The organism is Gordonia sp. PP30, assembly GCF_023100845.1.
GTDB lineage: Bacteria > Actinomycetota > Actinomycetes > Mycobacteriales > Mycobacteriaceae > Gordonia.
On sequence record NZ_CP095864.1, the window covers coordinates 3,436,559 to 3,461,842 of the forward strand.

Here is a 25,284-nt window from a genome sequence, read left to right on the forward strand (position 1 = left end):
GTCACAGTCCTTCCATGGGTGGGGTCGATTCCCGCGTGGTGCGCACCTCGGCGAGTGCCCGCGCGTACAGCAGGTCAATCTCGGCAGCTCGCACCTTGTCCACCGGGTCGGTGGGCGGGGGTTCGGTGTTGGATTCCGGCTCGTGCTCGACGTCCTCGGTGGTGTCTCGCGGCGGGTCGGTGTCCTCTTCCGAGTGCTCGACGTCCACCTCGGTGGTGTCTTGCGGCTCGTCGTCGGACGAAGCTGCCCCGGCGGGGGCGGTCTGGTCCTGCGCGTCTGCGCGGATCAGAAGTTCAGCCAGCGCTCGGCGCTGGGTCGGTTCGTGGAGGCGGGTCGGGTCGATCGTCACCGGCTCAGCCGATCGGACGCCAGCGGTGGTGTCGGCGTAGGCCGGCCACACGACCGGACCGACCTCGTCGAGTTTGGCCTCCTGGATGGTGCGCAGCAGCGGGCCGCGGTCGCCGTCGTCGCGGCGCGTCTCCCATAGCAGCTCGTCGACCTCGTCGGCGGCGACCACTTGCCCGTTGCGGTCTCGCCATTCCTCGCGGACCACAGTGAAGCGGATCGACATGCCGTCGATCGCGCCTGTCTCCAGGGCTTCCTGGATGAGGTCGATCAGCATGTGCTTACCGAGGCGGGCTTCGACGTCGAGGCCGCGGTCGTCTTCGCTGATGGTGGTGATGGTGCCGATCGGCACCGACCCGATCAGCGGGTGCCGGCCGTGGTCGAACTGGAATTTCGGGGTGCGCTCGCGGAGGGTCTTGCGGAACGCGCCCGGCGCGAACTGCTCGTCGAAGCGACCCTCCCACGAATCGATTCGGGTCGGCCGGTTGAAGACTGCACCGTACCCGCGGAAGGTGCGGCCGTCGCCGTGGCCGTCGTCGTCGCCGCTCGTGAAGGGCACCGACCGGCACAGGTCAGATCGCTGGTGAGGCTTCGTCATGAGGGCCCTCCTCGCTGGGCGGCTGGTGTGGCGCGTTCGGGTTCTGGACGGTCACGGGCAGGAGCCCAAGGTGCTTCAGGTCGGCGGGCAGACCGGCGGTGTCACGCGAATCGTCGGGGTCGAATCCCGAGCGGACGAGAATGCCCGCGGCGTTCGCGCGCTTGGCGACCTCATCCGGATCCGACCCGCGATTGGAGCCGTCGGCGCCAGGTGCGGTGAGCTGAACGCTCATCAGGCCCGAATGCTGGAGCATTCGGAAGTCGCCGGCATCCACGGCCTTCACGACCGAGTCCGGCACGTAGCCCGCGGTGATCAAGTTCGAGATGGTCTCGGCGCGCGTCTTCTGGATTTCGGCGGCGTCCTTCTCGTCTTCGCGCAGGAAAGGCACATCAGCGGCGTCGTACCAGAGCCGCGTGTCCGGGCCGGGTGGCGGTGCCGCATGCTCCAGGCACGACGCTAAGTTCTGCCAGAGCGGGTGCGCGGTCCCGTCGGCCAGCCTGCGCCGCGCCTGCCCGTAGTTGCTGTAGGTCGCCGCGGCAAGACCTTCGGACAGACCGACGATCACCGGAGGCACCCCGGCGGCCGCGGCGATCCGGGTCTCCCCTCCGCCGCGCACATTCTTGAAGTCGATATCCCGCAGGTTCGCGCCGACCAGGGTCACGTCGGCGCCCGGATACAAGTTGAGGGTCTTCCACGCGTTGTCCACGCCGGCAGCGGTGTCTTCGAGGAGCTCGGCGAACTTCTTGATTTTCTCCATGCTCGCGAGCGGATCGTGCTTGACGACCATGTTCGGGGTCGCTGCATTGTCGAAGAACTTCCGCTGGTGCTTGGTCATCGACTCGTCGGCCTGGATCTCCCGGATGATCGGCGTCAGCCACGACATGCCGGTGAACCTGGCGAGCGGATCGGGAATCGGTGCGTAGTGCACGACCTCGTCGGCGAGGAAGAACGCCGGATCAGATCCACACCCGATCCCGCCCTCGGTGTAGATGTAGCCGACCTTCTTCCAACCGACCTGCCCGCCACGATTCGTCAACGCCCGTCCCGTGCGTTCGCTGGCGCTCATGAATCGGGGCATACCGACGACCTCGACCCAGTCCGGTCGCAATCGAACCAGTTCGTCGTGGTCGCGCACCCAGAAGGAGTTGCCCTGCAGGTCAGCATCCTGGATCATCCTCGACAGCATGTCCTGGGTCGTACCGCCATTCCACGGACGCTCCAGGATTCGCAGCGCCGGGGTGCCGAACAAGTCGGCGGGCCGGTTGTCCCGCAGTCGCTGGTAGGTGAACCGCACCGACGAGAACACGAGCTGCCTGACGAGCATGCACGCGAACACGACGCCGTTCGCGGCGTACGCGTTGCGCGCCATCCCCTCGAACGTCGCAGGCGGTCGTTCGGTCGCCTCGCCCGACATCGTCTGCTGCAGCGCCGGCTGCATGTACCCCGAGTTCAGCGCCGACTGATTGAGGAGCTTGACGTACTCGTCGAGGTTCATTCCCGACCGCTCCGGTCGGCGGCCACCGGCGATCCGGTCGAGCAGGTTCACTCGCGCACCTTCGGGTCATACAGCAGCCCGGCCACAGCCATCGCCAGCACGCCAGCTACCAGCAGCGCGACGCCCACCGACCACAGGACCGCCGATCCAGCGACCACCGACACAGCGCCGGCGACCGCGAGAACCATCACGAGGATCCGCATCATGAGTAGAACCCCCAGACTTCCGCTTCTTCCGGCTCGCCGCCGTGAGTGATCAGTGCGTTCACGGCGAGGCACGCCGCGATCAGGACGGTGATCTCGTTCTTCCAGTCCAGCACCCGAAGATCGGCGCGGACCTTCCACCGAGCCACCATCACGGCGGCCGTCAGATCCTCGTTCCCGAGGTGCTTCATCTTCGATTCGGTCAGGTAGTCGGAGAACTGCGCGTAGGCGTCCGCGAGGCGAACCGACGACAGCACATCAAGGAGGTCGTCGTCGAGGTCCAGCTCCATCGCGCCGGCCGTCCGCGTATGCGCGGCCACCGCAACGGGAGACCACCGTTCGACGACCTGACCCAGCCGCGGCCCGATCCACGCCGTACCGCGCATCGACGTGAAGTGCTGCCCTTCCTCGGCCGGCACCACGTCGAGCAGGATCCCGCCATCCTGAAGCCGGATCGCGGCGACGATCGCCGACTTCGACCGGTCGATGTTCGTGTGCACGCCGAACGCGACCGTCTCGGTTTGCTCGACGTCACCGGCGAGCGCGTCCGACCACAGCTCCGGGTCGAACGCGTCGCCGTCGCAAATCTCCGGCCATATCCCGCGCGCCTCACGATTCCACGAGTCGTCATCCGGGATGTTCTCCCGCATGCGCAGCATCGCCTCGATCGGCGTTCGCCGCGGGTGCGACGGATTCATGATCGGCCACTGCGACTGATCGTCCGGGTCCGAATCCGGGTCCGCCGAGAACTCGACATAGAGCGCGTCCGAGGTGTGCCCGTCGATCGCCTTGCGGCGCTTCGCCGTGAACGCCTCACCATCATCGATCGGCCGCGGCGGCGTCCCCATGAAGAACACCAGACCGCCATGCGGGTTCCGGGCCGCGTTCGCCGCCGGCACCATGTCCTCCAGCGCCCGCAGGCTCAGGATTTGCGCCTCGTCGAAGAACAACGCGTCGACCGCATCCATGCCGCGCCCGAAGCCCTGTTCCCTGGCGCCGAACATGATGATCGACCCGTTCACGAACCGGATCTCCTGCTCACCGTTCGCCGTCCGAATCCCATTCGGAGCAATGTGGGGTTCCAGCTTCCGCCGCCGCACCAGCGCCTGCATCGATCGGAACGTATTCGTCGTCGTCCGATTGTGATGCGATGTCCACACCGCACGGAACCCCGGCAACTCCAGGCACAGCCCGATCGCCAACGCGCCAGCCGTGTACGTCTTGCCTGTCTGCCGGCAGATCGACCACGTGTTACCGCCGACCGTCGCCGCGAACTTCCCATCCGCGCGACACCCCAGCGACACCGTCCCCAAGCCGCGCTGCCACTGATCGAGCGACAGGCCCGCGTCCTGCAAGCGCCGGTAGATGCGCGGGAACAAGCTCGTCGTGATCCCGCCCGGGATGATCAGATGACGCGCGACCTCCGACAGCTTCGGATCATCAGATCGCGTCAGCGTCGAAGACGTCATCGCTCTCATCGGTCATCGCCGACACCACCAACAGCTCATGATCAGGCGCCACATCCCGCAGCGCCGACTCCAGCAGCCGGATGCGCGCCGACAAATCCACACCCTCGGACTCGCGCGCGTCCAACGCTTCCAGATCCGACGCGATGTCTCCGAGACGCTTCGTCAGGGCCGCCAGATCTCTCGGCGGACACTCCGCCGACGTCACTGCCCGCGCCACCCGATCACGCATCGACACCAGCAACGCACGGCGGTCCTTCTTCGCAGCCTGCGCCACCGTGAGCGCCCGCGGCTTCGCCTTCTCGTCGGGCTTCACCGCACGCAGCGGATTCGACTTCGACGCCATCGAACCTCACCCCTTCGCGAGTGGAAAAGCGGAAACCGTTTGGAAAAAGCCGGAGAGAGACAGAGCGCTGTCCCCCTGGTGAGTGCCGGCCCCCCGCGTCTTCGACCGGACCCCTACCCCCCTACCATCGGCGGGTGTGGGGTTGGGGTCGCCTTCGTCTGCGGGAGGGGGCGCCGCGGTTGCAGAGCTGGTGTTCGGGGCCGGTGTAGCGGTTGCGGTCGTGGTCGTCGTGGCCGAGGTCCCAGGGTTCTCCGGGTTGGATCGGTTGGTGGCAGCGGTGGCAGTTGACTTCGCCTCGTGCGACCGCGGGCGCCCAGTGTGCGCGGAGTTTCTTGTGGGCGAGTCCGTAGCCGCGGGCTTCGCGGTCGTTACGGGGGTTACGCATGGGCGTATGGCCGGCCGGGGATGGTGCCGAGCCGGAGGTCATCGAGGTCGAGTGTGTAGCGGGGGACGCCGATGAGGTCGGTGATCGAGTCGAGCGTGGCTTGTGCGGCCCATGCGGCGTGTCGGCCGGGTGCGGTGGCTTCGATGATGGCGCCGCAGTCTCCGGGCCAGGTGGTCGGGTCGTCGAGGTCGTACATCGGTCACCGCCTCGTGTGGTTGTGCATGGGTGTGTAGCGCAGCAGCTCGCGGGCCTGGTCGATCAGCCATGCGGCGAGGGAGGTCATCAGCAGCTCATGCAGTAGTCGGAGGATGGGAGGCCGTCGCAGACGATCTCGCCGGACACTGGGCAGATCGGGTTGGTGATGTCGCCGGGCAGTGCGGTCTGGTCGGCGATCTCGCGGGCGACGGCTCGCTTTTCGCGGGCGCGGGCTTGGCGGCGTTCCTGGCGTTGGGGGCGTTCGCTGCGTTGGGTGCCGCGTGCGCAGCCGGAGCAGCATCCGAAGTCGCCGCCGGAGTTGGCGGCGAGCATGGGTGCTGAGAGCCGGACGGTCATCGGCCGAGTCCGATCAGGCGGAAGGGGTCGAGTCCGCGGGGCGTGACGCGGGCGAGGTGGCCGGCGACGACGGCGATCCCGCCGAGGATGACCGCGTTGGCTGCGGGGTGGTGGGCGCGTGCCCGGTCGCAGGCGGCGGACATGGTGTGTTCGGGGTGGCCGGTGCGGATGGCGTGGACGTCGATGATGGTGACGACGGCGGCGACAGCGGCCCAGCCATGTACACCGTGCATGTCGTCCTCCTCGCGGAGTGGTTGGTGGCCCCGGCGTCGTCTTGGCCTTGTGAGGTCGTGCGCTGGCTGGCGCGGGTGGCGACGTCGGGGCGGCCCGCACCATCAGGTGCGGGGGTTCGGCGGATGGGCGCAGCCGTCGCCTCGCGCGTCCTATCAGGCGGTCTTGGGCGGGCTTTGCGGGGAGAACCGATGACGCACGGAAGACCCGCTTTCACGCCCCGCCGAAATGAGTACAGCCACACCCGGCTTCGGGCATGGCTGTACTAACGACGATCACGTTACCAGCGTCAGCACCGGACGCAAGTGGACACGCCGAGCGTCACGCGGACTCTCCGGCAGCTTGCCGGATCACTGCTTCCAGGAGCAGAAATCGCTCGGGCGGCCAGTGCTCGCGGCAGGCCAGGCAGTCCGCGCCCCGCTGGTAGTCGACAGTCAGGGCGGGCTGCCGCACCCACTCCCCTGTCTCGTCCGGCCGGTACACGGTGGACTCTCCGCACTCGGGGCAGGCCGCGGAGATGGTGAGGCGGCGTGGCGGGTCGAAGAGCTGGTCGATCTCCTTGGCCCAATCCTCGCAGCGGCCGGCGATGGTGAGGATCGCGGGCACGTCCTGGGGTCTCCACGCGCGATCGGCGAGCGCGTGGAGCACTGCGACCGGGGCTAGGCATGGCGTCTGCCACGAGATGGCCCACTCGCGGACATGCGTGATGATCTTCGCCCGCAGGTCCACGCCGTCGACCCAGATCGGCGGGTGCGGCGTGTCGGTGTGTCCGCCGCGGCCGAGTCGGGGCCGGGTGAGGGCGGCGTCGAGCTGCTCGTAGCGGCTGGGGGTCCACGATGTGGAGGTGGTGGCGGCGGTGACCGCTTCCTCGTGGCGGCGCTGCAGGTCGGCGAGCACCGCGGTGTGGTCGCCGGGCTGGGCGAGGATTGTCGCGCGTCGGCGCTGGTAGTCGGCGTCGAGGTCGGCGAGGATGTCGACGCTGGGGTCGCGGTCGACGGTGAGTCGCTGTCGGCCGGCGAGGTGGTGGACGGCGTCGGAGAGTTGGCGGCGGGCGGCGGGGAGTTGGTGGTCGAGGGTGCTGTCGGGTGTGGTCACGCCGGGTCCTCTCTGTCGATGATGGCGTCGGCGATCGCGTGATACGGGTCGCCTGTGGTCTGACGGTCTCGTGTGGTCATGGGGTGTCCTGTCGGGGGCGGGCGCTACCGTGCGCGCATGGCTCGGTCATCGTGGTCGTGGTATCGGCCCGGGCTGGTGGAGCTGCCGCGCGGCGGGTGGGTCTCGACGATCCCGCTGGTGTGCCCGGCGTGCGGCCTCGACTGGTCCGATTTCGGCACGCGGACGGTCCGCGGGCAGGTGTACCGCGGGTGGGGTGCGCCACCGGTGATGGGCGCACACGCGACCGTGTACTACACCTGCGAGTCGTGCGGGCACCACGTCTACTGTCGAGACTGACCGCGCTCATGCCGTGGCCTCCCGTCGGGCGGTCTTGGCGACCGACCGGGCGAGCTGCGCGATCTGCATGGCCGGCATGGGCTCGGGGTCGCAGCGAGGCGATCGGCGCCGGATCCGCATTCGGCCGTCCTTGCCGGGCACGATGAGGCCCCACCCGTCGGGCAGGTCATCGCGGACGATCGAGGCGTCAGGGACGACCAGGTACCAGCGGTGACACCAGCGGCGCCACTCGGCCTTATGTGGGTCGCGCAACTCGGCGAGCCAGTCCGCACGCGATACCTTGACCTCGAAGCCGAGGATCTCGCCGTCATAGGTGTCGCAGACGATGTAGTCGGCGATCCGGCGGGCCTGCCCGCAGCTGTCGATGATCGGTACGTGCGCGGCACGCGCGTACCGGTCGGCGTCGGTGCCTTCGCGGACCCGCGTGTACCGGTCGCGGATCAGGGCGAGCACGTCGGCCTCGGTGACCCGCGGCGGCGTGGGCTCGACGTCGGGGAATAGGCGCTCGAAGTGGGCGAGGGTCACAGCGCACCGTCCTCGGCCCGTATGCGTTCCCGGTGACGTCGGGCGGTGTCGCGGTTCGACTGCTGCACGCAGCCGTCGTGCACGCCGAGCGCATAGATCTTCCGTGCCACCTCATGCAGGCTGGAGCAGCCGTCCTCGTCGAGCACCTTCCGGTGATCACTACGGGCGGCGGCCTGTAGTTCGTCCTCGATCCACATATTCACGTGCTGCACGACCTCGAAAGGCTCTGGCTCGATCACAGCGCACCGTCCTCGTCGGGGCGGTACACGACGCGGAAGGGGAACGGTACGGCGGCGGGTGCGGTCAGCCGGCCGAGCGCCACCCACTGGTCTCGAATGTGCTGCCACACTCGGCCCTCCGGATCAAGGCCGATCGACAACTGAGGCAGTGCGGCGAGTTCTTCCACCGTCCGCACGGTTCGGGCCTCACGGAGAGCGGCGACGAGCTCTTCGGCCTGGCTGGTGAAGATCACCTTGCCCAGGTCGTCGCCGTCCCAGTCCACCGCTCGCGCGATGAACGCGGCGATCACGTCCCGCTCACTCACCGCGCTCACCCGCCTCAGCGTGGCGGGCAGCAGCCAGGAACGCGGCGGCGTTGGCACGGGACTCGCCCCGCGTCCACTCCCCGTCGGAGTCCCAGATCCGGCCGTCGTCGTCCACGAAAATCACCATCGCGCTGTCCCTGCCGTGGAACATGACGCCGCTTTCACCGTCCGGCGACTCCTCCGGCTCCGGCAGCTTCACGACGGCGTAGCCGAGGTAGTCGAGGCCGTCGAGGACGGCATCGACAGCATGGTCCGCGTGGTAGCGGTCGAAACCTACCGCGCACCTGCCGAGCGCATCACGCACGGACTCAGACAGCGCCGCGTAATCACGGCTGCTGATCACATCCCTCGCGCTCATGACTGATCACTTCCCTCACGTCGCTTGGCAGCTATCCGTGCCCGGTACTCCGCATGTCGAATCCGCCCACATGCGCGGCAAACCCGCTTTCCTGACGTGACGTAAGTGTTTTCTGCGGTGAATTCGTGTCCGCGTTTGCATGCCACCTTGCGCGAGTTCTCTGCCGCTATCGAAAGCGACCGCATTGTGTTCACCCGTGGGGTCACCGGCTCCAAGTGTTCGACATTGCAGCACGCCCTATTTCGACAGAGGTGATCAAGTTGCATCCCTCTAGGGATGGGGCCAACTATGCCCTCGTACGCAAGCCTGTGTGCCATTCCGATCCACCTGTTGACCGAGTGCACCTCGCCGTAACCATCGCGGTTCAACCTTGGAAAGACCAGGCAGCCATCGTCTTCTTTGCAGCGCGCAATCACGGCGTCAGCTTTGGCCTGAGCCGAGGCCTCCCAGAGCGGAACAGCCCTACTCACCGCACTCACCGCCGTCCAGGGCGCGGGCGATACGCTGATACGCGAACTGGACACCAGCGTAGAAGATGTCCGGGCCACCCTTGCGTGCCTCCCCGAATGACCTCAGCCAGTCGTCATGCTCCGAGCCTCGGTCGTCGTCCAAGTCGAACCTGTGCGCGTGGATCAAGTTGTTTGCTTCCCGCACCCGCTCGATGACGGCCCGAGCCTCGTCACGTTCTTCGAGCGCCGCGTGGTAGAGGTGCACCGCGTCATCGACGGCCTGCCGCAGACGATCCACCTCAGCCCGAGCCTCGTCACGCTCAGCGGCAAGGTCGTTGTACGACTTCTCTACGCATCCGGGGTGAATCTTCCCCGCACCCGCGCACCACTCACACTCCTCATACGACCCGAGTGCAGTGCCAGGACCACATCCAGACCCGTGGCAGTGGTCGCAGGTCGTGTCTGCGAGCTGTTCGCCGCACAGTTCGCAGATGATCGGGCATTCGATGTGGTCGCGCTCATCGCTAAATGCACTCTCGATAGGCTCGATGAGGTCGGCCAGCTCCGCTGCCGGGTCGGTCACTCCGTCCCCGAATCCGAGGGCCGAGGTAAACGCCAGGCGCTCACCCCGCAGCCGCTCCACCTCGGCCCGAGCCTCGTCACGCTCGGCACGCAGCTTGTCCGCACGCGCAGCACACGCCCGCTGTGCCGCTTCGACGGCAGGGTCTCGGTGCTCACTCATCGTTCAGTTCCTCACTCGTGTAGATCAGGCGGGCGGTATCGCACGGCCAGGGCTGGTAGGTCAGCTCGTAGCCGTCGCCGTAGATGTGGCAGCACTCGACGCAATACGACTCCTCCTCGCCATCGGTGTGCTTGCGGTGCAGCGCCCGGATCGGTGCCAGGGCCTCACGGGCAGCGGCGACCATCAGCGGAAGGACGGTCGGGTCGAGACCGCCGGGCAGCGTCACCCGGCACGCCGCGTCCATGACGGGATCACTCATCGCCGGTCACCGCCTCGCGGAGCATGCCGGCGTCGTACAGGGCGGCAGCCTCCCATAGGGCGTCCTCGCGGGCCGCGGGGGTGATCTCGGCCCAGCTGTCGTCGCCGAGCATGACCCGCGCGGCATGCTCGATCAGCCGGTCCCGCTTGGTCGTTTCGGCGTGCTCACGCTCAAGGTGGTCAGCGGCAGCCCGAAGCGCATACCAGCGGCTCGGGCCGTGCGACGTATCCACCAGGACGGGCGTGGTATTGGCGGGCCGACGGTCGAGGGCGTCGATGATTTCCGCCGCTTCCCGCAGCACGTCCTGCGGCTTCCGATCGGCCGGCGGGGCGGTGAAGCCGATACGCCGGATCGGCTTCCGGTTATGAATGGAGCAGCGGGCGCCGCTCACCGGCCAGTGCCAGCCCGTCGCCCGGTACTCGGTGGTGTCTTGGCTTCCGTTCGGGAGCGCCGTCAGCCAGATTTCGCCCGGCCGCGGGGTGGGGTCGCTCATGCCGCACCGCCGATGATCGTGGCGGCGTCGACAGTGTCGGCGCGCACGGGCATGACGATGGCGACGGAGTGATCGCCGATGGTGCAGACGATCGGCTTCGGGCGCTTGCCGCCGTCGGGCCAGTGGATGGTGATCGACTCGCCGCGCTCACGTCGCAGGTGGGCGACCTTCGCCAGCAGGTCCGGATTGAGTGCGATGACCCCCGACGTCTGCTCGGACCCGGAGTCGCTGCCGAGTGCGATCTTGGCGCAGTCGGGCAGGTGGAGTGCGGCGTCGATGGTATCGCCGACGGTCCGGCCGAGGTTGTCGCGGGCCTCGATCGCGACGGCGTCGCGGCCACGCGGATCCTTCGCGGCGCGCGCCGTGATCGTGATCGTGAGGCCGGGCGGTATCTGCGCGATCTTCCACGTCGAGGCGATCTGCTTGCACAGGCCGAGCGGGATGAGCTGGCTCCACCCGTCAGGCGTCTCGCCCCACTCGGCGCCCGCGAGGTAGGTGACTGCGGCCGTGATCCGGTCGGTGGCGCTGAGCTGTACGCGATCACCGGCGCGGCGGATCTCCACGCCTGCGAGCATGGGGAGCGTGTCATCGGTGCCGGCGAAGCACATGGCGCCGCGGAGTGCGGCGGCGAACTGGCGCGCGGGGACGGTCACGGTGGTCTTGGGGCTGTCGGTGCTGGTCATCGGTTCTTCTTTCTGTAGGTGCCGACCTGACCGGTCAGGCGGCGGTATTCGTGCAGGTAGTTGGCGACTTGCTTCTTCGTCATGCCGAGCTTCTCGGCGATCTCGGAGTTGGTGAGTCCTTCCCGGTAGAGCTGGGAGACGGCGGTGATGCGGGCCGCTTTCCGGCGGGATGCGGCGCTGGTGGTGACCGCCCGGATCGTGGTGTCCGGGGTGGGCGCGCTGGTGGTGGTGTCGATTCCGGCGATCCGGGCGAGCATGGCGTGGGCATGGCTGCGGGCCTGGCGTGTGAGTGGCACGACAACGCCCGCGTAGACCCCTGCCGCGTCGGTGTCGAGGGCGTACCTGGCGCACGCCCGGCTGATGTCGGCGGGGCAGGTGCCGCACACGGCGACCGCGGGTCCGGACGACTCCCCGCGGTGCGGCACCCATTCGATGTCGCGGCGGTCGCGGCAGGGGCCTGCGAGGTCGGGCAGCGGGATCTTGATCGGAGCGGTCATGAGACCTTCGGGGCCACGTCGTGGCCTCGCTCCATTTCGGCGATCCGGCGGCGGAGGGTGAGCCATTCGGTGCGCTCGGCGCGTGTCATTCGGGCGTCCGGCCATAGGCGGAGCACCGTGTGCGCTCGACATCCGAGGGTGTCGGCGATTTCGCCGGGCGGGCAGCGATCGGCGACGAGCATGCGGGCGATCCGGTCCTGCTCTGGGGTGGGCACGAATCCTGTGCTCCCGCCCGTTGTTTTGGTGGTCATTGTCGTTAACGCTTTCTCGCGATTCTGGGGGTCGTTCTCGGGTCGGGGGTTATCCGTGTGCGTCCGGCGGGGGTTCATCCGCGTCCGTGGCGCCTGGGCGGTCGCGGAGCGTGATCGTGCCGAGCGGGCGGACGACGATCTGCACGCCGGACCGCTCGCCCGACTCGGCGGTGCGCTTCGACGCGCGCACTGACGTGATCCGGCAGTCGTCGTCGATCCAGATCCCGGTGATCGCGTCGAAGACGGCGCGGACGAGCTTGTCCAGGTCGCCATTGCGCTTGATTGCGGGCGGCGTCGGCGTCGGGCAGCGCTGCGGACGCGGCAGAACGAAGTCCAGCTCGACGTGCACCGGCCCGACCGGGAGCATGCCGCCGCGGCGGGCGGCGTGGAGCTTGATGGCTTCCCGCCACGGCGCCACGAAGCGCGACGACTCGGTCAGCACAGGTTTCCCGGACCGGTGGCCCTTGTACGATTTCGAGCCCTGCGGGGCCGGGTGGCCCGGGACAAAGACGGACCTCACCGGACACCTCCGTCCGGGGTGAAGCCGTGCGGCAATGGCCGGTCGGTGTGGTCGCAGCGCCACGCGGCGTCGCGGGTGATCCCGTCCCGGCTGGTCTGGCGGCCGGTCACCCAGCCATCGCTGTCACAGACACCACACCCGGCGATCTCGTGGGCGCGCTGGGCGGCCGCGCGGCGACGCGCATCGTCGTCGAGCGTCATGCCGCGCCGCCGACCTGCTGGGCGTGCGAGCAGCGGGCGAGCGTGCCGTCCGCGCGCTCGATCCAGCCGGACGGATCGCACAGCGCGCAGTCGGCGATCGCGCGCCGGCCCGGGGCGAGTGCGGCGCGGTCGACGTCGCCGGTGATCTTCTCGCGCTCCATCCGGTCGCGGCGGATCTTCCGGGCGTACCGGATGACGTCGGCGGGCAGTGTGCGGTTGGCCTTGTCGCGGGTGTCGTCGGCGTAGAGCGCGACGACGCCGGCGATGAGGTCGGCGCGCTGCAATCCGTGGACGGCGAAGCATTCGGCCCACGTGACCGCCATCGCCGCGTCGGGCTTGGCGGCCCACTGGTCGGCGGTCGCGATCTTCCCGAGCACCAGGCCGGCGGCCTGAACCTCTTCGCGTGTCGGTGTGGTGGTCATCGGATCGCTTTCTGATCGGGGTGGGTGTCGGGATCGGTCGGGGCGAGGTCGGCGACGAGGTCGACCCATCCGCGGGCTTTCGTGGTGGCGGCACCTTGCCCGGGTGGAGGGTTCTTGCGGAGCCATGAGCTGAAGGCCGCATTCCAGCCCGCCGGGCCGTGGCAGCGGCGGCCGACAGCGCGGGCGTGGTCGCGGAAAGCGTCGGCCTGTGCCTCGATGTCGGGGCGGGGATGCTTTGCCCGGGTGAGGTCGTCGGGCTGCCAGTCGTCGGGGATCAGGATCATCGGGTACTCGGCGTGCCCGGCCGGGACGACGGCACCGGACGGGTCGAGATCGATCGCGGGTGTGGTCTCTCTCTCGGCCGAGTCGTCACGCGCGCGCTCGTAAGAATCTGCTGGGTCAGAGAGAGATCCCCTGTTCCCCTGTTCCCCTGTTCCCCTGTTCCAGCACCGAGGGCTCACCGCATTGTCGTGAGGGCTCACTGCACACTCACGAATCACAGAGTCCTTGAAGTGCAATGTGCCGTCTGGCCTGGGGAAACGCCCCGCCGAAGGGCGGTTGATCCGCTGCACCGATTCCCAGCTAGAGATGTAGAGATACTTTCGCGAATCTGTCTCATACCGCCAGATCAGACCGGCCGCGTGAAGGGCGCTCAACGCTGCATCCACCCGCATGAGGGTGTCGTGAGGGCTCACTGCAATGTCATGAGGGAAAACGTCGGAGACGATCAGCGCGAGATCGTCCTTCCCCACGCCGTTGTCGTCGACGTACGATTCGAGGCCCTTCAGGACCAGCCGCGCGTCCCACGACACCGACGCGACGGTGCGGGACCGCCAGAACTCGGGCTTCGTCGATCTGATCCTCACTTCTTGTCGACCTCCCTCTTTGTGCAGCCGGTCCAGTGGTCGCTGTCGTGGCCGGCGGGTAGGGCGCAGGGCAGGCGGTTCACTGGGCACCGTCCTTCTTCATCAGGCACATCACGTGTGCCCCTCGGTTTTGGTCTTCGGGCTGGCTCATCCGGCAGCCGCACACACGGCACAACGGGGCCTGAGGCATGGGTGTGGTCATGGCGTCCACCGGCCATCGGTGTAAGCGCGGGCCAACGTCATCGCAGGCCACCACTTACGCACCGGGCTGCAGCCGAGAGTCGCGGCGACCTCCCGGTACGAGCAGCCATCGCGCAGCATGTCAAGCGACTGCTTGCGGATCTCCGGGCCATACGGCATCGGCGGAGGCTCCGCGACACCCGACCCGGCGCGACACCGCTGCACCGTCCGCACGGTGCAGCCCAGGCGCGCCGCGATCTCCGCGCTCGACATGCCGGCCCTGGTCATGCGTGCCACCGCGGCGGCCCGGGCATGGACGTCCTCCCCTGCCCGCACCGGCACACCGGCGAGCGGATCGCCATGCTTCCGCCACCGCTGCCAGTGCGTGCCGCAGTATCCGCGCGCCCGATGCTCACGGCCGCAGCCGACCACCTCACACCGACGCATCACGCGGCACCGCCGTCGAAGAGTGTCGGCGTCGACATCTCCGCTTCCAGCCGGGTCAGATTGTCGACCGCGGTCCGCCAGTACGACTGCTTCAGCTCGATCCCGATCGCACGCCGGCCGAGCTTCACCGACTGGTACAGCTCCGACCCGATCCCCGCGAAGGGTGTGAGCACCAGCTCGCCTGGATTGGACCACAGCCGCACGCACCGCTCGATGAATCCGAGTTGCAGTGGGCAGATGTGCCGTTCATCGGCGGCGTCGCGTGCGACTGCGGTGTTGAGGGTGTCGGTCTCCTTGATGCCGTACCAGACGGGGCAGATATGGCCGTCGTCGGTGAGCCATCCGCCGTCGTGGTGGTCGGTCCAGATCGGGCTGGCCCACTCGATCCACTCGTCATTGGAGACGTCGTTCTTGATCGGGACCGCGTTGTCGCCGGGCTTGCGGAAAAGCAAGAGATAGTCGGCGAGCGCCGGCCGCGTCTTGGACGAGTCGCGGTTCTTCGTCTGGAATGCGAGGGCATGCGATCTGGTGCGGATCGACTGTGCTTGCGGGTCTTTCCAGACCGTGACCTCGCCGTTGAATATCCATCCCTCGGCCTGGAATGCGCGGATCACGTCGCCGCGGAAGTCGGTCATCCCGACGTACCCGTCAGTCGCCTTCGTTGTCGTCAACTGCTGGACGTGAATGCACGCGAGCCGGCCAGGTTTCGTCACGCGGAGCTGCTCGGCGATGATGAAGCGATAGTGCTCGACGAACTCACCCCGGGACGCGCAATTGCCCAGGTCACGTTCGGATGGCGAGTAGGTGAAGAGACTCGCGAACGGCGGGGAGCAGATCGACAGGTCGACCGAGTCGGTGGCGATGTCGCGCAGCTTCTCGCACGAGTCGCCGAGTATGAGTGTCCAGTGCTCGCCGGTCGCGACGTCGGTGACGTAGGGCTGGAGGTTCTCGGTCATGCGGCGTAGGTCTTTCGTGAGTGATTGATGAGTGCAGTGGTGATCTGCGACGCGGTCCGCTCCTTGCGGGCGACGTTGTCGGCGATCTGCGATTCGAGGTCCGACAGCACGATGTGCGCTTGCACCACCCGGTGCTGCCCGTATCGATAGCACCGGCGAATGCACTGGTAGTACTGCTCGTAGCTGTCGGATAGGCCTACGAACGCCATGCGGGCGCAGTGCTGCCAATTCATGCCCATCGATGCGATCGACGGTTTCGTGATCAGCACCCGGTGCTCGCCGTCGGCGAAGCCGAGCAGCAGCCGGGCCTTCTCGTCCGGGTCGAGCGACCCGTGGACATTGACCGCGCCGGGGATCTCTGCGGCGAGCGCGTCAGCCTCGGCGTTCAGACCGGCCCACAGCACCCACGGCTCACCAGGCTCCGACTCGACCAGCCGGACCGCCTCGGCGACCCTCGCAGCGAGCGTCTGCCGCCGCACCTGCGCGCGGCCAGACACGCCGCCGAGCTCGGTCGCGAAGAGCTGCCCCTCAGCTTCCACACCCGCCGGGATTAGGTGCGGCACGATGTCCAGGCCAGGCAGGTCGTAGCCGATGTCGTCGCCGCCGACGTCGGACGGTTTGCGGATCGCGACCGCCCACGACGCCATCCACTCGATCATCGGGCCGAGCGCGTGGCCTTTGAGCCGCCACCCGTCCTGGTCGTGCACGAAGTATGCTGCCAGCATGTGATTTCGTGCCATCCGGCCCAAGAACTCGGCCTGGTTCGTCAGTTCCTCCGGGTCGTTCGGTGCCGGGGTCGCCGAGCACGCGAGACGTGCTGGCACGCCGGCGAAGCGTTCGATCAGCAGTGTGCGGAGCTTCCCGGCCGACGACTTTAGGATGGACGACTCATCGAGCGCGACCGCGTCGAAACGGTCCGCGTCGACGGCGTCCACGCGCTCGTAGTTGGTGATATACGTGCCCGGACCGGCAATGTCGCCCGGCTCCCGCATGAACGCCACCGTGACGCCGACCTTCGCCGCTTCACGGATCGTCTGCTGGCACACCGCCAGCGGCGCCACGATCAGGCTGGTGTCACCCGACAGGCGGCACCACTCGACCATCTGCACTGTCTTCCCGAGCCCGGTGTCCTCCCACAGCGCCGCGCGCCGCGTCCGGACCGCCCATGCGACGATCTCGCGCTGCCACGGATGCAGCCACGCGTGGACATCGTCGGCGCACACGTCCGGCCCGACGGTCTTCGGCATGCGGGTCTTGCGGGCAAGGAATGCCTGATAGTCGGCGGTCATCGCAGTCTCTCCTGAGTGCGTGGCTCTTTCGTGGTTGTGTGATGTGTGCGGGAGTGTGGTCGTCCCGGCGTGATGTCGGGGTGGCACCAGCAGTCGTCGGCGAGCACATGCATCCGATGCTCTGAGCCGGTCTCGGGCAGGTGGTCGATGGTCATCGGTTCCCCGCGATCAGGGCGAGGTCGGACGGCGAGTACAGGCGGGGGTCGTCCCAGCGGATCCGCGTGTAGTGCCATGTGCCTGGGACGATCTTCCGGCGGATGGTGAGCGACCCGTCCGGACCCGGACGGATGTCGCGCTTGGCTTCCCGATCCAGAATCTGGCGGCGATTACTCGCGGGGACGATCTTTGTAACGTCACGCCGCCACACGTGCCCGTCCATGCTCGACTCCTGGATCTGCACCAGCTCGACGGCGGACCGGGCGGTCATGACAGCACCAGCCAGATCAGGCACCACACCGCCAGCGTGAGGCCGACCATCAGGATCGCCACCGCGAGCGCACCCCGCCCCGTCCGCTCCCGCTCGATGTGCGCGCACGGCCACGCCTGCATGCAGCCGCCGCAATACGACCAGCCCTGCGTCGTCTCCCGACGCTCATGCCCGCTCACCGGACACCCTCAGCCGGGTCACGCAAAGCAGCCAAGACCTCTTTCGCCAGACCGTGCTCAGAGCTGGGACCGTCCATGAGAGCCTCCATGCAGATGTCTCTGGCCCGCCGGATCCTCCGCTCCACCACGACCTTGTCCTGCTCGATCGACTCCACCGAGTCGAGGACCCCTTTCATGTGCTCGGAGAACTCGCTCACTGATCCGCCTCCGACGCGAGCACGTCGCGGCGCGCGGTCCACGCCGCCAGGAGATCGTCTCGATGGGGCCCGAGATTCATGGCCTTCATGTCCGCGGCGATCGCGTCGAGCCCGGCCCGGTCGGTGGCGTCCACGATGGCCTGCGCCAGCGATCCCGCAGTCGCCTCGTCGATCGGCGCCGGCGTTTCCGCGAGCGGCTCCACCACGTAGGCGGCCCGCTTCCCCCGCGTCGACGTCAACGCCAGCTGCATGCGCCGCTCAATGTGCGACATGTGCGAGATCCGCACGCCGCCGATCTCCTGCCCACCGAACCGCACCGCCGGATCGCGGAAGAGGGTCATCCGCCGGCCCGCGTACTGGGCGGCGTCCGCACCCCACGCGGCCACCATCACCCGCCGCATCGTCTTGCACGGCCGGAACGTCTTATCGGGGAACTCTGCGAGCTCGATGAAGACGGGCTGCTCGGCGCTCCCCATCCGCGCCCCGGTGATCGTCACCGTCCGCGGCCCGTCGATCAGATCGTCGGCATTCACCTGATCGGAATTGGCTTCGATGGTCTTCGTGATGTCCAGGGAGCTCATAGAAACATCTCCTGCTCGATAGTTCTTTCGGTCGGGATCAGGCCGACGGTCCGGGCGTGATAGGTGCGGATCATGTCGGCGGCCGTGGCCTCGAAGACGTGGACGGCCGCGACGATCGCCGCCTGCCACTCCTCGTCCGGGTAGACGCGCTTCACGTAGAGCGGCATGCCGCCGCAGTAGGAGACGTAGTCGATCCACTCGCGGCCCGACACATACAGGCCGCACTGAAGTTGGGCGACGTTCTCTTGTGGCACCTGGTCGGCGAGAATCGTCGCGAGATGCTTCTTCTGGCGCCGCGATTTGACCTCGATCAGACCGTCATCGCCGACCACACCATCCGGCGAATACCCGATCCGCAGGCCGTGGTCATCGCGGACCATGAAGCCGACCTCGTCGACGTGGTCGTAGTGCTCGGTGTACAGGTCCCGAGCTCGGGGCTCGTCCTCGATGCCGCGCAGCATGTCGTCCGAGACGTACGTCGGGTCGGTCCAGTCGGTGATCCGCTCCGCCGTCAAAAGCTCCATCAGGCCGCGCGCGGTGTCGCCGCCGGCGACGTCCAGGATGATGGCGTCCGACTCGCGTGCCGTCTGAGCGCGCTCGGGGTGCATGCTCTTGATCGGCGCCGGTGACCGCTTCCCCACGCACGGGGCTGCAGCCTCCGCCCCACACGATGGGCAGTCGAAGTCGATCGCCGACAGCGAGTGCTGCGAGATCAGCTGACCGACGACCGACGCGGTGACGATCCCGCGGCGCTGTGCATGCCACTCGTCCGTGCCCTGCACCAGGCTCGGCAACACGGTGAGGCTCATCGGAGCCACCGGCCGTGATGGATGATCCGGCCGAGCGGGCCGTCCGCGAGGTGGTCGGGCACGCGCTCCGGGTCAATCCCCGGATGGTCGGCCCGCCACGCCAAGCCGATCGCGAGACCGGCGAGCAACGCGATCAGCATGGCGACGCCGATGAGGGTCAAGAGCTGGTCAGTCATGGACATACCGCCCCAGCTCGGCCTGCCGACGAACCTCGAAGGTGCCCTCACCCACGAGGAGGCCACCATGCTCCTGATGGCTGAGGAAGACCTCGCTCCCGGCGGGGACGGTGAGGACACCGAGCATCACGTCCTCGTCGGACCGCACCTGATGGGCGTCCCAGAACGCGGCGCCGCGGGGATGCATCGTGTGGGTGTTGCTGGACGCCTCGCTCGCGACGGCGACCACGCACGCCGGCATCGGGGTGGTCGCGGGCTTGCGGTTGGCGTGGACGATGAGGACGTCGCCCTGCGCTCCCGCCATGGTGATGGTCGGGACTTCGGCGGCCCGGTCGAGGTAGTCGAGGACCTGCTTGCCGGTGTACTCGATCATGTCGGCGATCGTGGTGGTGCTCATGGTGATTCCTTTCGGGTGGCGTGCGGCGCTCATCGCCGCACTTCGAGTCGTCGGTAGACGTCTGTCGGGATCCCGTACGTGTCGGCCATGGCCGCGACGGGATCGGAGAAGCGCTTGCGGACGGTGATCCCGTACCGGTGTCGGGTGCCGTCCCGCTCCTGGGATCCGTTCGTGCAGAGCACGATCCGGGCGGGCTCAGAGAAGCTCTCTTCGAGGTAGGCCGGCAGCTCGTAGAGCTGCAGGGTGTGCGGCGCATTGCCGGGATCGGCGGCTTCGGCGATCAGCTCGGCGCCGGACCGGTCGATGAACACGTCCCAGCCCATGCGCTCGACCGCGGCCCGCCTGACCTCGGTGTTTCGCTCGCTGATGATCCGCTCGATCGACCAGCCATCGCCCTCGATCAGGTCGGCCGGGACGATGGTGCCGTGCCAGGCATGGACGGCGAATCCTGGCCACGACACTGCCGGGCCGGTCTCGCAGTGCAGCCGGTGCGACCCCCATCCGGCCGGGGCGACCTGCTCGACATGGATCTCTTCGGGGACGTCGCACACCATGACGAAGTCTCGGAATGGCCACCACCAGGCGGCGCTATTGGCGGCGTCCCAGGCGCGGAGCTTGTCCCAGATTTCGTCGGGCAGGTCGAGGTGCACGATGTCGCGGAAGAAGCAGAGGTAGGCGAGGCTGTAGTACCAGCCCCCGACCCAGAGGTTTCCGCCGAATCGGTGGGGCCACAGTCGACGCACCGCGTCGCGCACCGCGCCGTACACCGCGCCGTCCACCGCGCCGTCCACCGCGCCGTCCACCGCGCCGTACACCGCGTCGCGCACCGCGCCGTCCACCGCGTCGCGCACCGCGCCGTCCACCGCGCCGTACACCGCGCCGTCCACCGCGCCGTTCACCGCGTCGCGCACCGCGCCGTCCACCGCGCCGTTCACCGCGTCGTCCACCGCGCCGCCCACCGCGCCGTCCACCGCGTCGTCCACCGCGTCGTCCACCGCGTCGTCCACCGCGCCGTTCACCGCGTCGCGCACCGCGCCGTTCACCGCGCCGTTCACCGCGCCGTTCACCGCGCCGTTCACCGCGTCGCGCACCGCGCCGCCCACCGCGCCGTCCACCGCGTCGTCCACCGCGCCGTCCACCGCGTCGTCCACCGCGCCGTTCACCGCGCCGCGCACCGCGCCGTTCACCGCGCCGTTCACCGCGCCGTACACCGCGCCGCCCACCGCGCCGTCCACCGCGTCGTCCACCGCGCCGCCCACCGCGCCGCCCACCGCGCCGCGCACCGCGTCGTCCACCGCGCCGCCCACCGCGCCGTCCACCGCGCCGCCCACCGCGCCGCCCACCGCGCCGTCCACCGCGTCGCGCACCGCGCCGTACACCGCGCCGCCCACCGCGCCGTCCACCGCGTCGTCCACCGCGCCGCGGCGGATCATCTGGATCGCCAGAGCAGCGGCCGGCGCCGCGAGCGCACCCACAAGCGGGGTCGGGACTCGCACAATCGTCTTCGGCGGATCGAGCTTGGCGAAGCGGTAGCAGTCCCGCACGCCCTCCTCGAATGCCGCCCACTCGGCTTCGGTGAGGGGCGCGGTACGCCAGCCACGCTCACGGATCCACTTCTGCGCATACGGGGCCATTGCAGCGGACTGCTCCGGCGTCAGCGACATCAGTCTGGTCGGGGTCTTCTTGCTGGTCATCGTGTGGTCTTTCTCGGGAGAACGTCGATGGGGGTGAGGTCGCGGACAGCCGCGAGGAAGCGGTGCACGAGGGTCATGAGGCGCGCCGGACGCGGGATCGGGGTGATACGCCGGACGCGGGCGGTGGCTGCGGGGCGCCGGTAGCGGCGACAGCCTCGATTTCGAGGGCGGCCCGAATGTCCGCGTCCGTCATCTGCCGCGGCAGATGCCCGATCTTGCGGGACGGCCACCGGCCGGCCCGCATGTAGCGGGTCACCAGCTGGTGATGGGCTGGGGTGCCCCACAGGATCGTGGACACCTGCTCCGCGTCATGGAGCAGCGGCTCAATCTGAGTGTCACTGTGACGCTCCGGGAGGGTGGATGGGACGCTGGTCATCGGTACTCCCTGATCTGCTGTTGGGCTTCGAGCCAGTCGGCGTGTAGACGCTCCATGTCGCGGGCTTCATGCGCCGGAGTGGGCTGGCCGGTCATCGTGTGTCGGTGGTGGTGGATGGTCGAGGCGGTTTCGTAGGCGCGGAGCATGCGGCATGCCCGCTCCTGGATCGCGCGCCGCATCCGTGTGTCGAGGCGGTCGGCGGCGGCTTGCGCTTTCCGCTCGTCGCAGACGCGTCGGAGGCCGTCGATCAGGTCGGCGAAGTCGGCGTCGCGGCGGCGGCCGAGTGCGGCGGTCATGACACGACCCGGATGTCATCGCACGGCACGAACCACAACGAGCCGCTGTCGGTGAGGACCCACGCATACAGCCGCATGCTGTGGTCGTCGACCTCGTAGCCGCCGATCGTGGAGCCGTACACAGCGAGGTCATCGACCACCGTCACCGGCGTCCCGTGCGCAGTCAGGGCACTCATGACGCCACCGCCATCCGCAGATCAGTGACCGGCACCAGACGTGACGTGATCCCCCAGCCCGTCCAGATCACGGCCTCCACGACCGGGACCCGACCACGAGCGGCGACCCGCTCCACACTCCCGCCGCACGTCGCGAGAACCGTCTCGCCGTGAATGGTGGTGAGCGCTCTCATGCCGCACCTCCCTCGATGGGGTGGAACTCTCCCGACACCCGGCCGAAATGGGCGACAGCGTTCGCCAGATTGCGGACGTCAGCATCGCTGAGCGAGTACGGGCCGAACTCAAACGTCCACCCGATCAGGCCGTCATCGGTGAACACCGTCCGGACGGGCACCGTGATGAACTCGTCGGTCTCATCAACCCGGACCGTCAGGTTCATCTCGTGCTGCACATGCCTCTGGTCATCGCCGCGCTGTGCGTCGAAGGTGCGGAATCTCATGCCCCCAGCTCCTTCAGTTCGTCGGCGCTCAGCAGCACCAGACCGCTGCTGTGCTCGTTAACAGGCAGACCCTCGGAGGCGAGCGCGTCACGCAGTGCAATCTCCCGCTGCGGCCGGACCCGAGGAACAAACCGGCGACGGCCCCCGTAGTTGCCGGTGTCGTGCGCGTAGATGAACTCGCGTCCCTTCGCGGTCGGCTTGCGATGGTCGTAGCCGTCCGCGAAAGATCCGTCCGCGCGCTCGCGGGTGTTGTGCTGGTTGATCAGGTAGCCCTGCGAGTACAAATGCTTGTCGAAGTCCGTCTTGCGGACGTCGGAGAAGTACTTCTTGCCGAACGTGGTCAGGTCGATCCCGTCGCCGCCCTCGATTGCGGCCCGGCGCCGCTGCTCCACCGCGAGACGCCGCTCCGCGCGGTCGGCGCGAATCCGCTCTCCCCTCGCAATCTCGACGGCCTTCGCGACACGCGCCGACTCGGCCTCGATTACGGCGAGAGGATCGGACATGTCGACCTGCTGCGCGGTCTCGGCCTCACGAGTGCGGATCGCGAAGTATGCGAGGGCGGCGGCGACTTCGGGCTTGCGTGGGTCGCCGCACATGGCGACCTGGTAGGCGGCGAAGCGCGTCAGCTCGACGTCCTCGGCGGGCCGTCCGCCCTCCGCGCCGGGGTTTTTGACGGCTCCGGCAAAATGGCTGGTCACGGCGTTTCCCTGCGCCTCAACCGCAGTCTTCGCGCGATCAATCGCGTCGGCGAACCGCCGCCAGCTGTCGTACCCGAGCAGCGGCATGAGGTCGCGGGCGGACCAGAATTCGGTGCCGTCGTCACGAGTGCGGCGGATCGCGTCGAACGGCGACGGACCGCTCAGCGCGGGTTGGTTGGTATCGTGCATGGTGTTGAACTCCTTCCCGAGTTCTCGTTGGCCCTCGACCGTTCGCCCGGTCGGGGGCCGCTTTCATGCGGCTGGTGTCGACTGTTTCGGTGAAACATCAAACACCTCGACCCGAAAAAGCTGGCCGGGCGGCAACTTGAGCGCCCGCTCGATCGCGGCCGCCCGCCGCGGATGAATCCGCTTCGCGTTGCCGTTCGCCAGGTTCGAGATCGTGGTGTGCGAGCACGCCATCGGGGTCTTGCGCCGCTCCTTACGGAGGATCGTGCTCACCTCGTCGGCGAGTCCCCGGTACGTGAACCCTCCAAACTCAACCGACGCCGCGAACTGCTCCGGCGTGGCGTGCATGATGGCGCGGGCTGCGGTGCTAATTTCCCTCTCACCTCCTCTGTTGTGGTGTTGCGTGCAACGGTACTACACCGTCCAGCAATGTCAACCCTGAATCGGGAATCTTCGGCCGATATGCTGCCTGAACAGGAATTACGCGCGTGTTCTTTCTTGCCAGAGTGGCGCGCCGACCTGTTGCATCATCAGAGTCGAGGCGAGGACGGTTGCACTGTGAGCATGGACAACCCCAGCGAGGTACCGGAGCAATGGTGGCCGTACTTCCGCAAGCAAGGGATGGACGGGCTCACCTTCCGCGAACTGGACCGCAAGGTCGATGGAGTGTCGCTGACAACCATCGTCCGAGCGCTCACGGGAGTAGGTCAGCCCACGCGGCGAGTGATCGAGAAGATCGCCGGCGCACTTGGGATGACCCCGGAACGGTTCAACAGAGTCCGCGCCGACGTGATCGGCGCGCGTCACCGAGAACCATTCCAACTCCCCCAGCGAGCGGACGAACTCGAAGATCACGAGCGCGAGCTGATCACCGGACTGGTTCACGCGCTCCTCGATGCAAGGGACCGCCATGCTGACCAATCCCCCACCCCCGCTGATCCGCCGGCCGAGGCCACGCGAACACCGGGCCCGCCGAGTGAAGGTAAGAAGACCAGCGCGGGTTACAAGCCCGAAGACCTAGACGACGATGAGGATGTCGTCATGCCCGCTGGCTTCGAGAACATCGGCCGCGGAGACGTCGCCCTCGCAGGCCAGCAGGGAGACAAGGGTGCCCGCGACGAACCGGCACCCGGGGAGCAGCCTGAACCGATCCCCGACGATGATGACCTGCCGTGAGAATCGCCATTCAATACCGCTCAGGCCCCGCCGTGGCCGTATCCTGTCCGTATGGGCACCACACCACGCGAGCAGTCGCACCATGTTGACGTCACACGGGTCAGCAGGGTGCAGTTCCAGCGCATGATGAAGACCCCCGCTCGCCCATCGAACGAGCTTCGTGACGCAATGCGCGAGCGTCAGCGGGCCCGCCGCGCCAGTTGAGCCGCGGTATAGAACGTCTCACTGAGGCGCACTGCTTCGACTTCTTCGACTGTGGCGAACCGGAACTGGACTCGTGGCCGCAGAAGCACGCCCTTGAAGACCAGGAACTAGGCCGTTCTGCCACCCATGTATGGACTGATGACGGCGGCGAGTACGTTGTCGGGTACTTCACGCTCCTGCCAACGATCACGCGTGCGGAAGATGGCGGCATATTCTCCATCATCAAGCCGAATCGTTATCAGGCTCAGGAGGTGCCCGGGGTGCTGATCGGGAAACTGGCACTGGATCGGAGCCTCCGCGGCTCAGGGGAGGGCATGAACTTGCTCGCCGACGCACTCACGATCGCCGTCGACGCGATGATGTTGATCGGTGGCCGTCACGTCCTGGTCGACCCGATGAAGGACCGCGACAAGCTCCGCGCCTGGTACATCGGTGTCGGGTTCAGGGAGATCGAAGGGTCCGACCGGTTGTACATCGACTTCCGCGAATGACATCAGTGTAGTTCCTGGTCACAGCATT

44 protein-coding genes are annotated in these 25,284 nt (G+C 67.9%); 3 read left to right on the forward strand and 41 right to left on the reverse strand.

Annotation, left to right across the window (positions count from 1 at the left end; genetic code table 11):
- Position 1: 1 nt before the first annotated feature.
- The 9 genes from MYK68_RS15925 to MYK68_RS15965 all read right to left on the reverse strand — a co-directional run bounded on the left by MYK68_RS15925 (position 2) and on the right by MYK68_RS15965 (position 6,716).
- Positions 2 to 943, reverse strand: coding sequence for an HK97 family phage prohead protease (locus MYK68_RS15925; protein WP_247864735.1), 942 nt, complete (start codon positions 941 to 943; stop codon positions 2 to 4).
- Entirely contained in the window at positions 918 to 2,489 is a 1,572-nt protein-coding gene (locus tag MYK68_RS15930) for a phage portal protein (protein ID WP_247864736.1), read from the reverse strand. The genes MYK68_RS15925 and MYK68_RS15930 overlap by 26 nt, the downstream gene beginning before the upstream one ends.
- Positions 2,486 to 2,644: a hypothetical protein gene (locus tag MYK68_RS15935; protein WP_247864737.1), complete on the reverse strand. Its 159-nt coding sequence runs from the start codon at positions 2,642 to 2,644 to the stop codon at positions 2,486 to 2,488. Before MYK68_RS15935 ends, MYK68_RS15930 begins: the two co-directional genes overlap by 4 nt.
- Positions 2,641 to 4,110 carry a terminase gene (locus MYK68_RS15940; RefSeq protein WP_247864738.1) on the reverse strand — a complete coding sequence of 490 codons (1,470 nt, stop codon included), beginning with the start codon at positions 4,108 to 4,110 and terminating at the stop codon, positions 2,641 to 2,643. Before MYK68_RS15940 ends, MYK68_RS15935 begins: the two co-directional genes overlap by 4 nt.
- Positions 4,082 to 4,453 (reverse strand): hypothetical protein, encoded by a 372-nt coding sequence (locus tag MYK68_RS15945; protein ID WP_247864739.1) that lies wholly within the window; start codon positions 4,451 to 4,453, stop codon positions 4,082 to 4,084. The genes MYK68_RS15940 and MYK68_RS15945 overlap by 29 nt, the downstream gene beginning before the upstream one ends.
- Positions 4,454 to 4,830: 377 nt before the next feature.
- Positions 4,831 to 5,034, reverse strand: a complete 204-nt coding sequence (locus MYK68_RS15950; protein ID WP_247864740.1) for a hypothetical protein — start codon at positions 5,032 to 5,034, stop codon at positions 4,831 to 4,833.
- Between the two features lie 86 nt (positions 5,035 to 5,120).
- Positions 5,121 to 5,390 (reverse strand): hypothetical protein, encoded by a 270-nt coding sequence (locus tag MYK68_RS15955; RefSeq protein WP_247864741.1) that lies wholly within the window; start codon positions 5,388 to 5,390, stop codon positions 5,121 to 5,123.
- Complete coding sequence (locus tag MYK68_RS15960; protein WP_247864742.1) at positions 5,387 to 5,623, reverse strand: DUF7427 family protein; 237 nt, start codon at positions 5,621 to 5,623, stop codon at positions 5,387 to 5,389. Before MYK68_RS15960 ends, MYK68_RS15955 begins: the two co-directional genes overlap by 4 nt.
- A 319-nt stretch (positions 5,624 to 5,942) precedes the next feature.
- Positions 5,943 to 6,716, reverse strand: coding sequence for a DUF7341 domain-containing protein (locus MYK68_RS15965; protein WP_247864743.1), 774 nt, complete (start codon positions 6,714 to 6,716; stop codon positions 5,943 to 5,945).
- Positions 6,717 to 6,833: 117 nt separating this feature from the next.
- Here MYK68_RS15965 and MYK68_RS15970 point away from each other — a divergent pair, with 117 nt between their 5' ends.
- The gene (locus MYK68_RS15970; protein ID WP_247864744.1) at positions 6,834 to 7,073 is read left to right on the forward strand and encodes a hypothetical protein; all 240 of its coding nucleotides are present in this window, start codon (positions 6,834 to 6,836) and stop codon (positions 7,071 to 7,073) included.
- A 6-nt stretch (positions 7,074 to 7,079) separates the two neighbouring features.
- Here MYK68_RS15970 and MYK68_RS15975 read toward each other — a convergent pair whose 3' ends face one another.
- The 32 genes from MYK68_RS15975 to MYK68_RS16125 all read right to left on the reverse strand — a co-directional run bounded on the left by MYK68_RS15975 (position 7,080) and on the right by MYK68_RS16125 (position 23,733).
- Entirely contained in the window at positions 7,080 to 7,598 is a 519-nt protein-coding gene (locus MYK68_RS15975) for an MmcB family DNA repair protein (protein ID WP_247864745.1), read from the reverse strand.
- Positions 7,595 to 7,810 carry a hypothetical protein gene (locus MYK68_RS15980; protein ID WP_247864746.1) on the reverse strand — a complete coding sequence of 72 codons (216 nt, stop codon included), beginning with the start codon at positions 7,808 to 7,810 and terminating at the stop codon, positions 7,595 to 7,597. Before MYK68_RS15980 ends, MYK68_RS15975 begins: the two co-directional genes overlap by 4 nt.
- A gap of 23 nt (positions 7,811 to 7,833) precedes the next feature.
- Positions 7,834 to 8,151, reverse strand: coding sequence for a hypothetical protein (locus tag MYK68_RS15985; protein WP_247864747.1), 318 nt, complete (start codon positions 8,149 to 8,151; stop codon positions 7,834 to 7,836).
- Positions 8,135 to 8,500: a hypothetical protein gene (locus MYK68_RS15990; protein ID WP_247864748.1), complete on the reverse strand. Its 366-nt coding sequence runs from the start codon at positions 8,498 to 8,500 to the stop codon at positions 8,135 to 8,137. Before MYK68_RS15990 ends, MYK68_RS15985 begins: the two co-directional genes overlap by 17 nt.
- Entirely contained in the window at positions 8,497 to 8,817 is a 321-nt protein-coding gene (locus tag MYK68_RS20900) for an HNH endonuclease signature motif containing protein (RefSeq protein WP_502798335.1), read from the reverse strand. Before MYK68_RS20900 ends, MYK68_RS15990 begins: the two co-directional genes overlap by 4 nt.
- Positions 8,818 to 8,962: 145 nt before the next feature.
- The gene (locus MYK68_RS15995) at positions 8,963 to 9,691 is read right to left on the reverse strand and encodes a hypothetical protein (protein ID WP_247864749.1); all 729 of its coding nucleotides are present in this window, start codon (positions 9,689 to 9,691) and stop codon (positions 8,963 to 8,965) included.
- Complete coding sequence (locus MYK68_RS16000; RefSeq protein WP_247864750.1) at positions 9,684 to 9,950, reverse strand: hypothetical protein; 267 nt, start codon at positions 9,948 to 9,950, stop codon at positions 9,684 to 9,686. Before MYK68_RS16000 ends, MYK68_RS15995 begins: the two co-directional genes overlap by 8 nt.
- Complete coding sequence (locus tag MYK68_RS16005) at positions 9,943 to 10,443, reverse strand: hypothetical protein (RefSeq protein ID WP_247864751.1); 501 nt, start codon at positions 10,441 to 10,443, stop codon at positions 9,943 to 9,945. The genes MYK68_RS16000 and MYK68_RS16005 overlap by 8 nt, the downstream gene beginning before the upstream one ends.
- On the reverse strand, positions 10,440 to 11,126 hold the full coding sequence (locus MYK68_RS16010; protein ID WP_247864752.1) for a beta clamp domain-containing protein: 687 nt from the start codon (positions 11,124 to 11,126) through the stop codon (positions 10,440 to 10,442). Before MYK68_RS16010 ends, MYK68_RS16005 begins: the two co-directional genes overlap by 4 nt.
- Positions 11,123 to 11,623 carry a helix-turn-helix domain-containing protein gene (locus tag MYK68_RS16015; RefSeq protein ID WP_247864753.1) on the reverse strand — a complete coding sequence of 167 codons (501 nt, stop codon included), beginning with the start codon at positions 11,621 to 11,623 and terminating at the stop codon, positions 11,123 to 11,125. Before MYK68_RS16015 ends, MYK68_RS16010 begins: the two co-directional genes overlap by 4 nt.
- A complete protein-coding gene (locus MYK68_RS16020) occupies positions 11,620 to 11,838 on the reverse strand; it encodes a hypothetical protein (protein ID WP_247864754.1) in 219 nt (72 codons plus the stop codon). The genes MYK68_RS16015 and MYK68_RS16020 overlap by 4 nt, the downstream gene beginning before the upstream one ends.
- Before the next feature lie 85 nt (positions 11,839 to 11,923).
- Positions 11,924 to 12,316, reverse strand: a complete 393-nt coding sequence (locus MYK68_RS16025; protein WP_247864755.1) for a RusA family crossover junction endodeoxyribonuclease — start codon at positions 12,314 to 12,316, stop codon at positions 11,924 to 11,926.
- 74 nt (positions 12,317 to 12,390) lie between these two features.
- The gene (locus MYK68_RS16030) at positions 12,391 to 12,594 is read right to left on the reverse strand and encodes a hypothetical protein (protein WP_247864756.1); all 204 of its coding nucleotides are present in this window, start codon (positions 12,592 to 12,594) and stop codon (positions 12,391 to 12,393) included.
- A complete protein-coding gene (locus tag MYK68_RS16035; RefSeq protein WP_247864757.1) occupies positions 12,591 to 13,016 on the reverse strand; it encodes a hypothetical protein in 426 nt (141 codons plus the stop codon). The genes MYK68_RS16030 and MYK68_RS16035 overlap by 4 nt, the downstream gene beginning before the upstream one ends.
- Complete coding sequence (locus MYK68_RS16040; protein WP_247864758.1) at positions 13,013 to 13,828, reverse strand: hypothetical protein; 816 nt, start codon at positions 13,826 to 13,828, stop codon at positions 13,013 to 13,015. The genes MYK68_RS16035 and MYK68_RS16040 overlap by 4 nt, the downstream gene beginning before the upstream one ends.
- Positions 13,829 to 14,080: 252 nt before the next feature.
- Positions 14,081 to 14,509 carry a helix-turn-helix domain-containing protein gene (locus MYK68_RS16045; protein ID WP_502798336.1) on the reverse strand — a complete coding sequence of 143 codons (429 nt, stop codon included), beginning with the start codon at positions 14,507 to 14,509 and terminating at the stop codon, positions 14,081 to 14,083.
- Positions 14,509 to 15,465 (reverse strand): DNA-methyltransferase, encoded by a 957-nt coding sequence (locus MYK68_RS16050; RefSeq protein WP_247864760.1) that lies wholly within the window; start codon positions 15,463 to 15,465, stop codon positions 14,509 to 14,511. The genes MYK68_RS16045 and MYK68_RS16050 overlap by 1 nt, the downstream gene beginning before the upstream one ends.
- A complete protein-coding gene (locus MYK68_RS16055; protein ID WP_247864761.1) occupies positions 15,462 to 16,754 on the reverse strand; it encodes a helicase-related protein in 1,293 nt (430 codons plus the stop codon). Before MYK68_RS16055 ends, MYK68_RS16050 begins: the two co-directional genes overlap by 4 nt.
- Positions 16,755 to 16,905: 151 nt before the next feature.
- Positions 16,906 to 17,181 (reverse strand): hypothetical protein, encoded by a 276-nt coding sequence (locus tag MYK68_RS16060; RefSeq protein ID WP_247864762.1) that lies wholly within the window; start codon positions 17,179 to 17,181, stop codon positions 16,906 to 16,908.
- A complete protein-coding gene (locus tag MYK68_RS16065) occupies positions 17,178 to 17,360 on the reverse strand; it encodes a hypothetical protein (RefSeq protein WP_247864763.1) in 183 nt (60 codons plus the stop codon). The genes MYK68_RS16060 and MYK68_RS16065 overlap by 4 nt, the downstream gene beginning before the upstream one ends.
- Entirely contained in the window at positions 17,357 to 17,557 is a 201-nt protein-coding gene (locus MYK68_RS16070; RefSeq protein WP_247864764.1) for a hypothetical protein, read from the reverse strand. Before MYK68_RS16070 ends, MYK68_RS16065 begins: the two co-directional genes overlap by 4 nt.
- On the reverse strand, positions 17,554 to 18,138 hold the full coding sequence (locus MYK68_RS16075) for a hypothetical protein (RefSeq protein ID WP_247864765.1): 585 nt from the start codon (positions 18,136 to 18,138) through the stop codon (positions 17,554 to 17,556). The genes MYK68_RS16070 and MYK68_RS16075 overlap by 4 nt, the downstream gene beginning before the upstream one ends.
- Complete coding sequence (locus MYK68_RS16080) at positions 18,135 to 18,947, reverse strand: lambda exonuclease family protein (protein ID WP_247864766.1); 813 nt, start codon at positions 18,945 to 18,947, stop codon at positions 18,135 to 18,137. The genes MYK68_RS16075 and MYK68_RS16080 overlap by 4 nt, the downstream gene beginning before the upstream one ends.
- Positions 18,944 to 19,123 carry a hypothetical protein gene (locus MYK68_RS16085; protein WP_247864767.1) on the reverse strand — a complete coding sequence of 60 codons (180 nt, stop codon included), beginning with the start codon at positions 19,121 to 19,123 and terminating at the stop codon, positions 18,944 to 18,946. Before MYK68_RS16085 ends, MYK68_RS16080 begins: the two co-directional genes overlap by 4 nt.
- The gene (locus MYK68_RS16090; protein ID WP_247864768.1) at positions 19,116 to 19,520 is read right to left on the reverse strand and encodes a DUF8820 family protein; all 405 of its coding nucleotides are present in this window, start codon (positions 19,518 to 19,520) and stop codon (positions 19,116 to 19,118) included. Before MYK68_RS16090 ends, MYK68_RS16085 begins: the two co-directional genes overlap by 8 nt.
- 29 nt (positions 19,521 to 19,549) lie before the next feature.
- A complete protein-coding gene (locus MYK68_RS16095) occupies positions 19,550 to 21,214 on the reverse strand; it encodes a DUF6745 domain-containing protein (protein ID WP_247864769.1) in 1,665 nt (554 codons plus the stop codon).
- Positions 21,215 to 21,586: 372 nt separating this feature from the next.
- Entirely contained in the window at positions 21,587 to 21,886 is a 300-nt protein-coding gene (locus tag MYK68_RS16100) for a hypothetical protein (RefSeq protein ID WP_247864770.1), read from the reverse strand.
- Entirely contained in the window at positions 21,883 to 22,062 is a 180-nt protein-coding gene (locus MYK68_RS16105; RefSeq protein WP_247864771.1) for a hypothetical protein, read from the reverse strand. Before MYK68_RS16105 ends, MYK68_RS16100 begins: the two co-directional genes overlap by 4 nt.
- Positions 22,059 to 22,235: a hypothetical protein gene (locus tag MYK68_RS16110; protein WP_247864772.1), complete on the reverse strand. Its 177-nt coding sequence runs from the start codon at positions 22,233 to 22,235 to the stop codon at positions 22,059 to 22,061. Before MYK68_RS16110 ends, MYK68_RS16105 begins: the two co-directional genes overlap by 4 nt.
- The gene (locus MYK68_RS16115; RefSeq protein ID WP_247864773.1) at positions 22,232 to 22,501 is read right to left on the reverse strand and encodes a hypothetical protein; all 270 of its coding nucleotides are present in this window, start codon (positions 22,499 to 22,501) and stop codon (positions 22,232 to 22,234) included. The genes MYK68_RS16110 and MYK68_RS16115 overlap by 4 nt, the downstream gene beginning before the upstream one ends.
- Positions 22,498 to 23,388, reverse strand: a complete 891-nt coding sequence (locus MYK68_RS16120) for a BRO family protein (protein ID WP_247864774.1) — start codon at positions 23,386 to 23,388, stop codon at positions 22,498 to 22,500. The genes MYK68_RS16115 and MYK68_RS16120 overlap by 4 nt, the downstream gene beginning before the upstream one ends.
- Before the next feature lie 63 nt (positions 23,389 to 23,451).
- On the reverse strand, positions 23,452 to 23,733 hold the full coding sequence (locus MYK68_RS16125) for a hypothetical protein (RefSeq protein WP_247864775.1): 282 nt from the start codon (positions 23,731 to 23,733) through the stop codon (positions 23,452 to 23,454).
- 81 nt (positions 23,734 to 23,814) lie between these two features.
- On the opposite strand from MYK68_RS16125, the gene MYK68_RS16130 reads away from it, so the two are divergent.
- Together MYK68_RS16130 and MYK68_RS16135 are read left to right on the forward strand one after the other, a co-directional pair.
- On the forward strand, positions 23,815 to 24,561 hold the full coding sequence (locus MYK68_RS16130) for a helix-turn-helix domain-containing protein (RefSeq protein WP_247864776.1): 747 nt from the start codon (positions 23,815 to 23,817) through the stop codon (positions 24,559 to 24,561).
- Positions 24,562 to 24,761: 200 nt separating this feature from the next.
- Positions 24,762 to 25,256, forward strand: a complete 495-nt coding sequence (locus tag MYK68_RS16135; RefSeq protein WP_247864777.1) for an N-acetyltransferase — start codon at positions 24,762 to 24,764, stop codon at positions 25,254 to 25,256.
- The last annotated feature ends 28 nt before the right edge of the window (positions 25,257 to 25,284 follow it).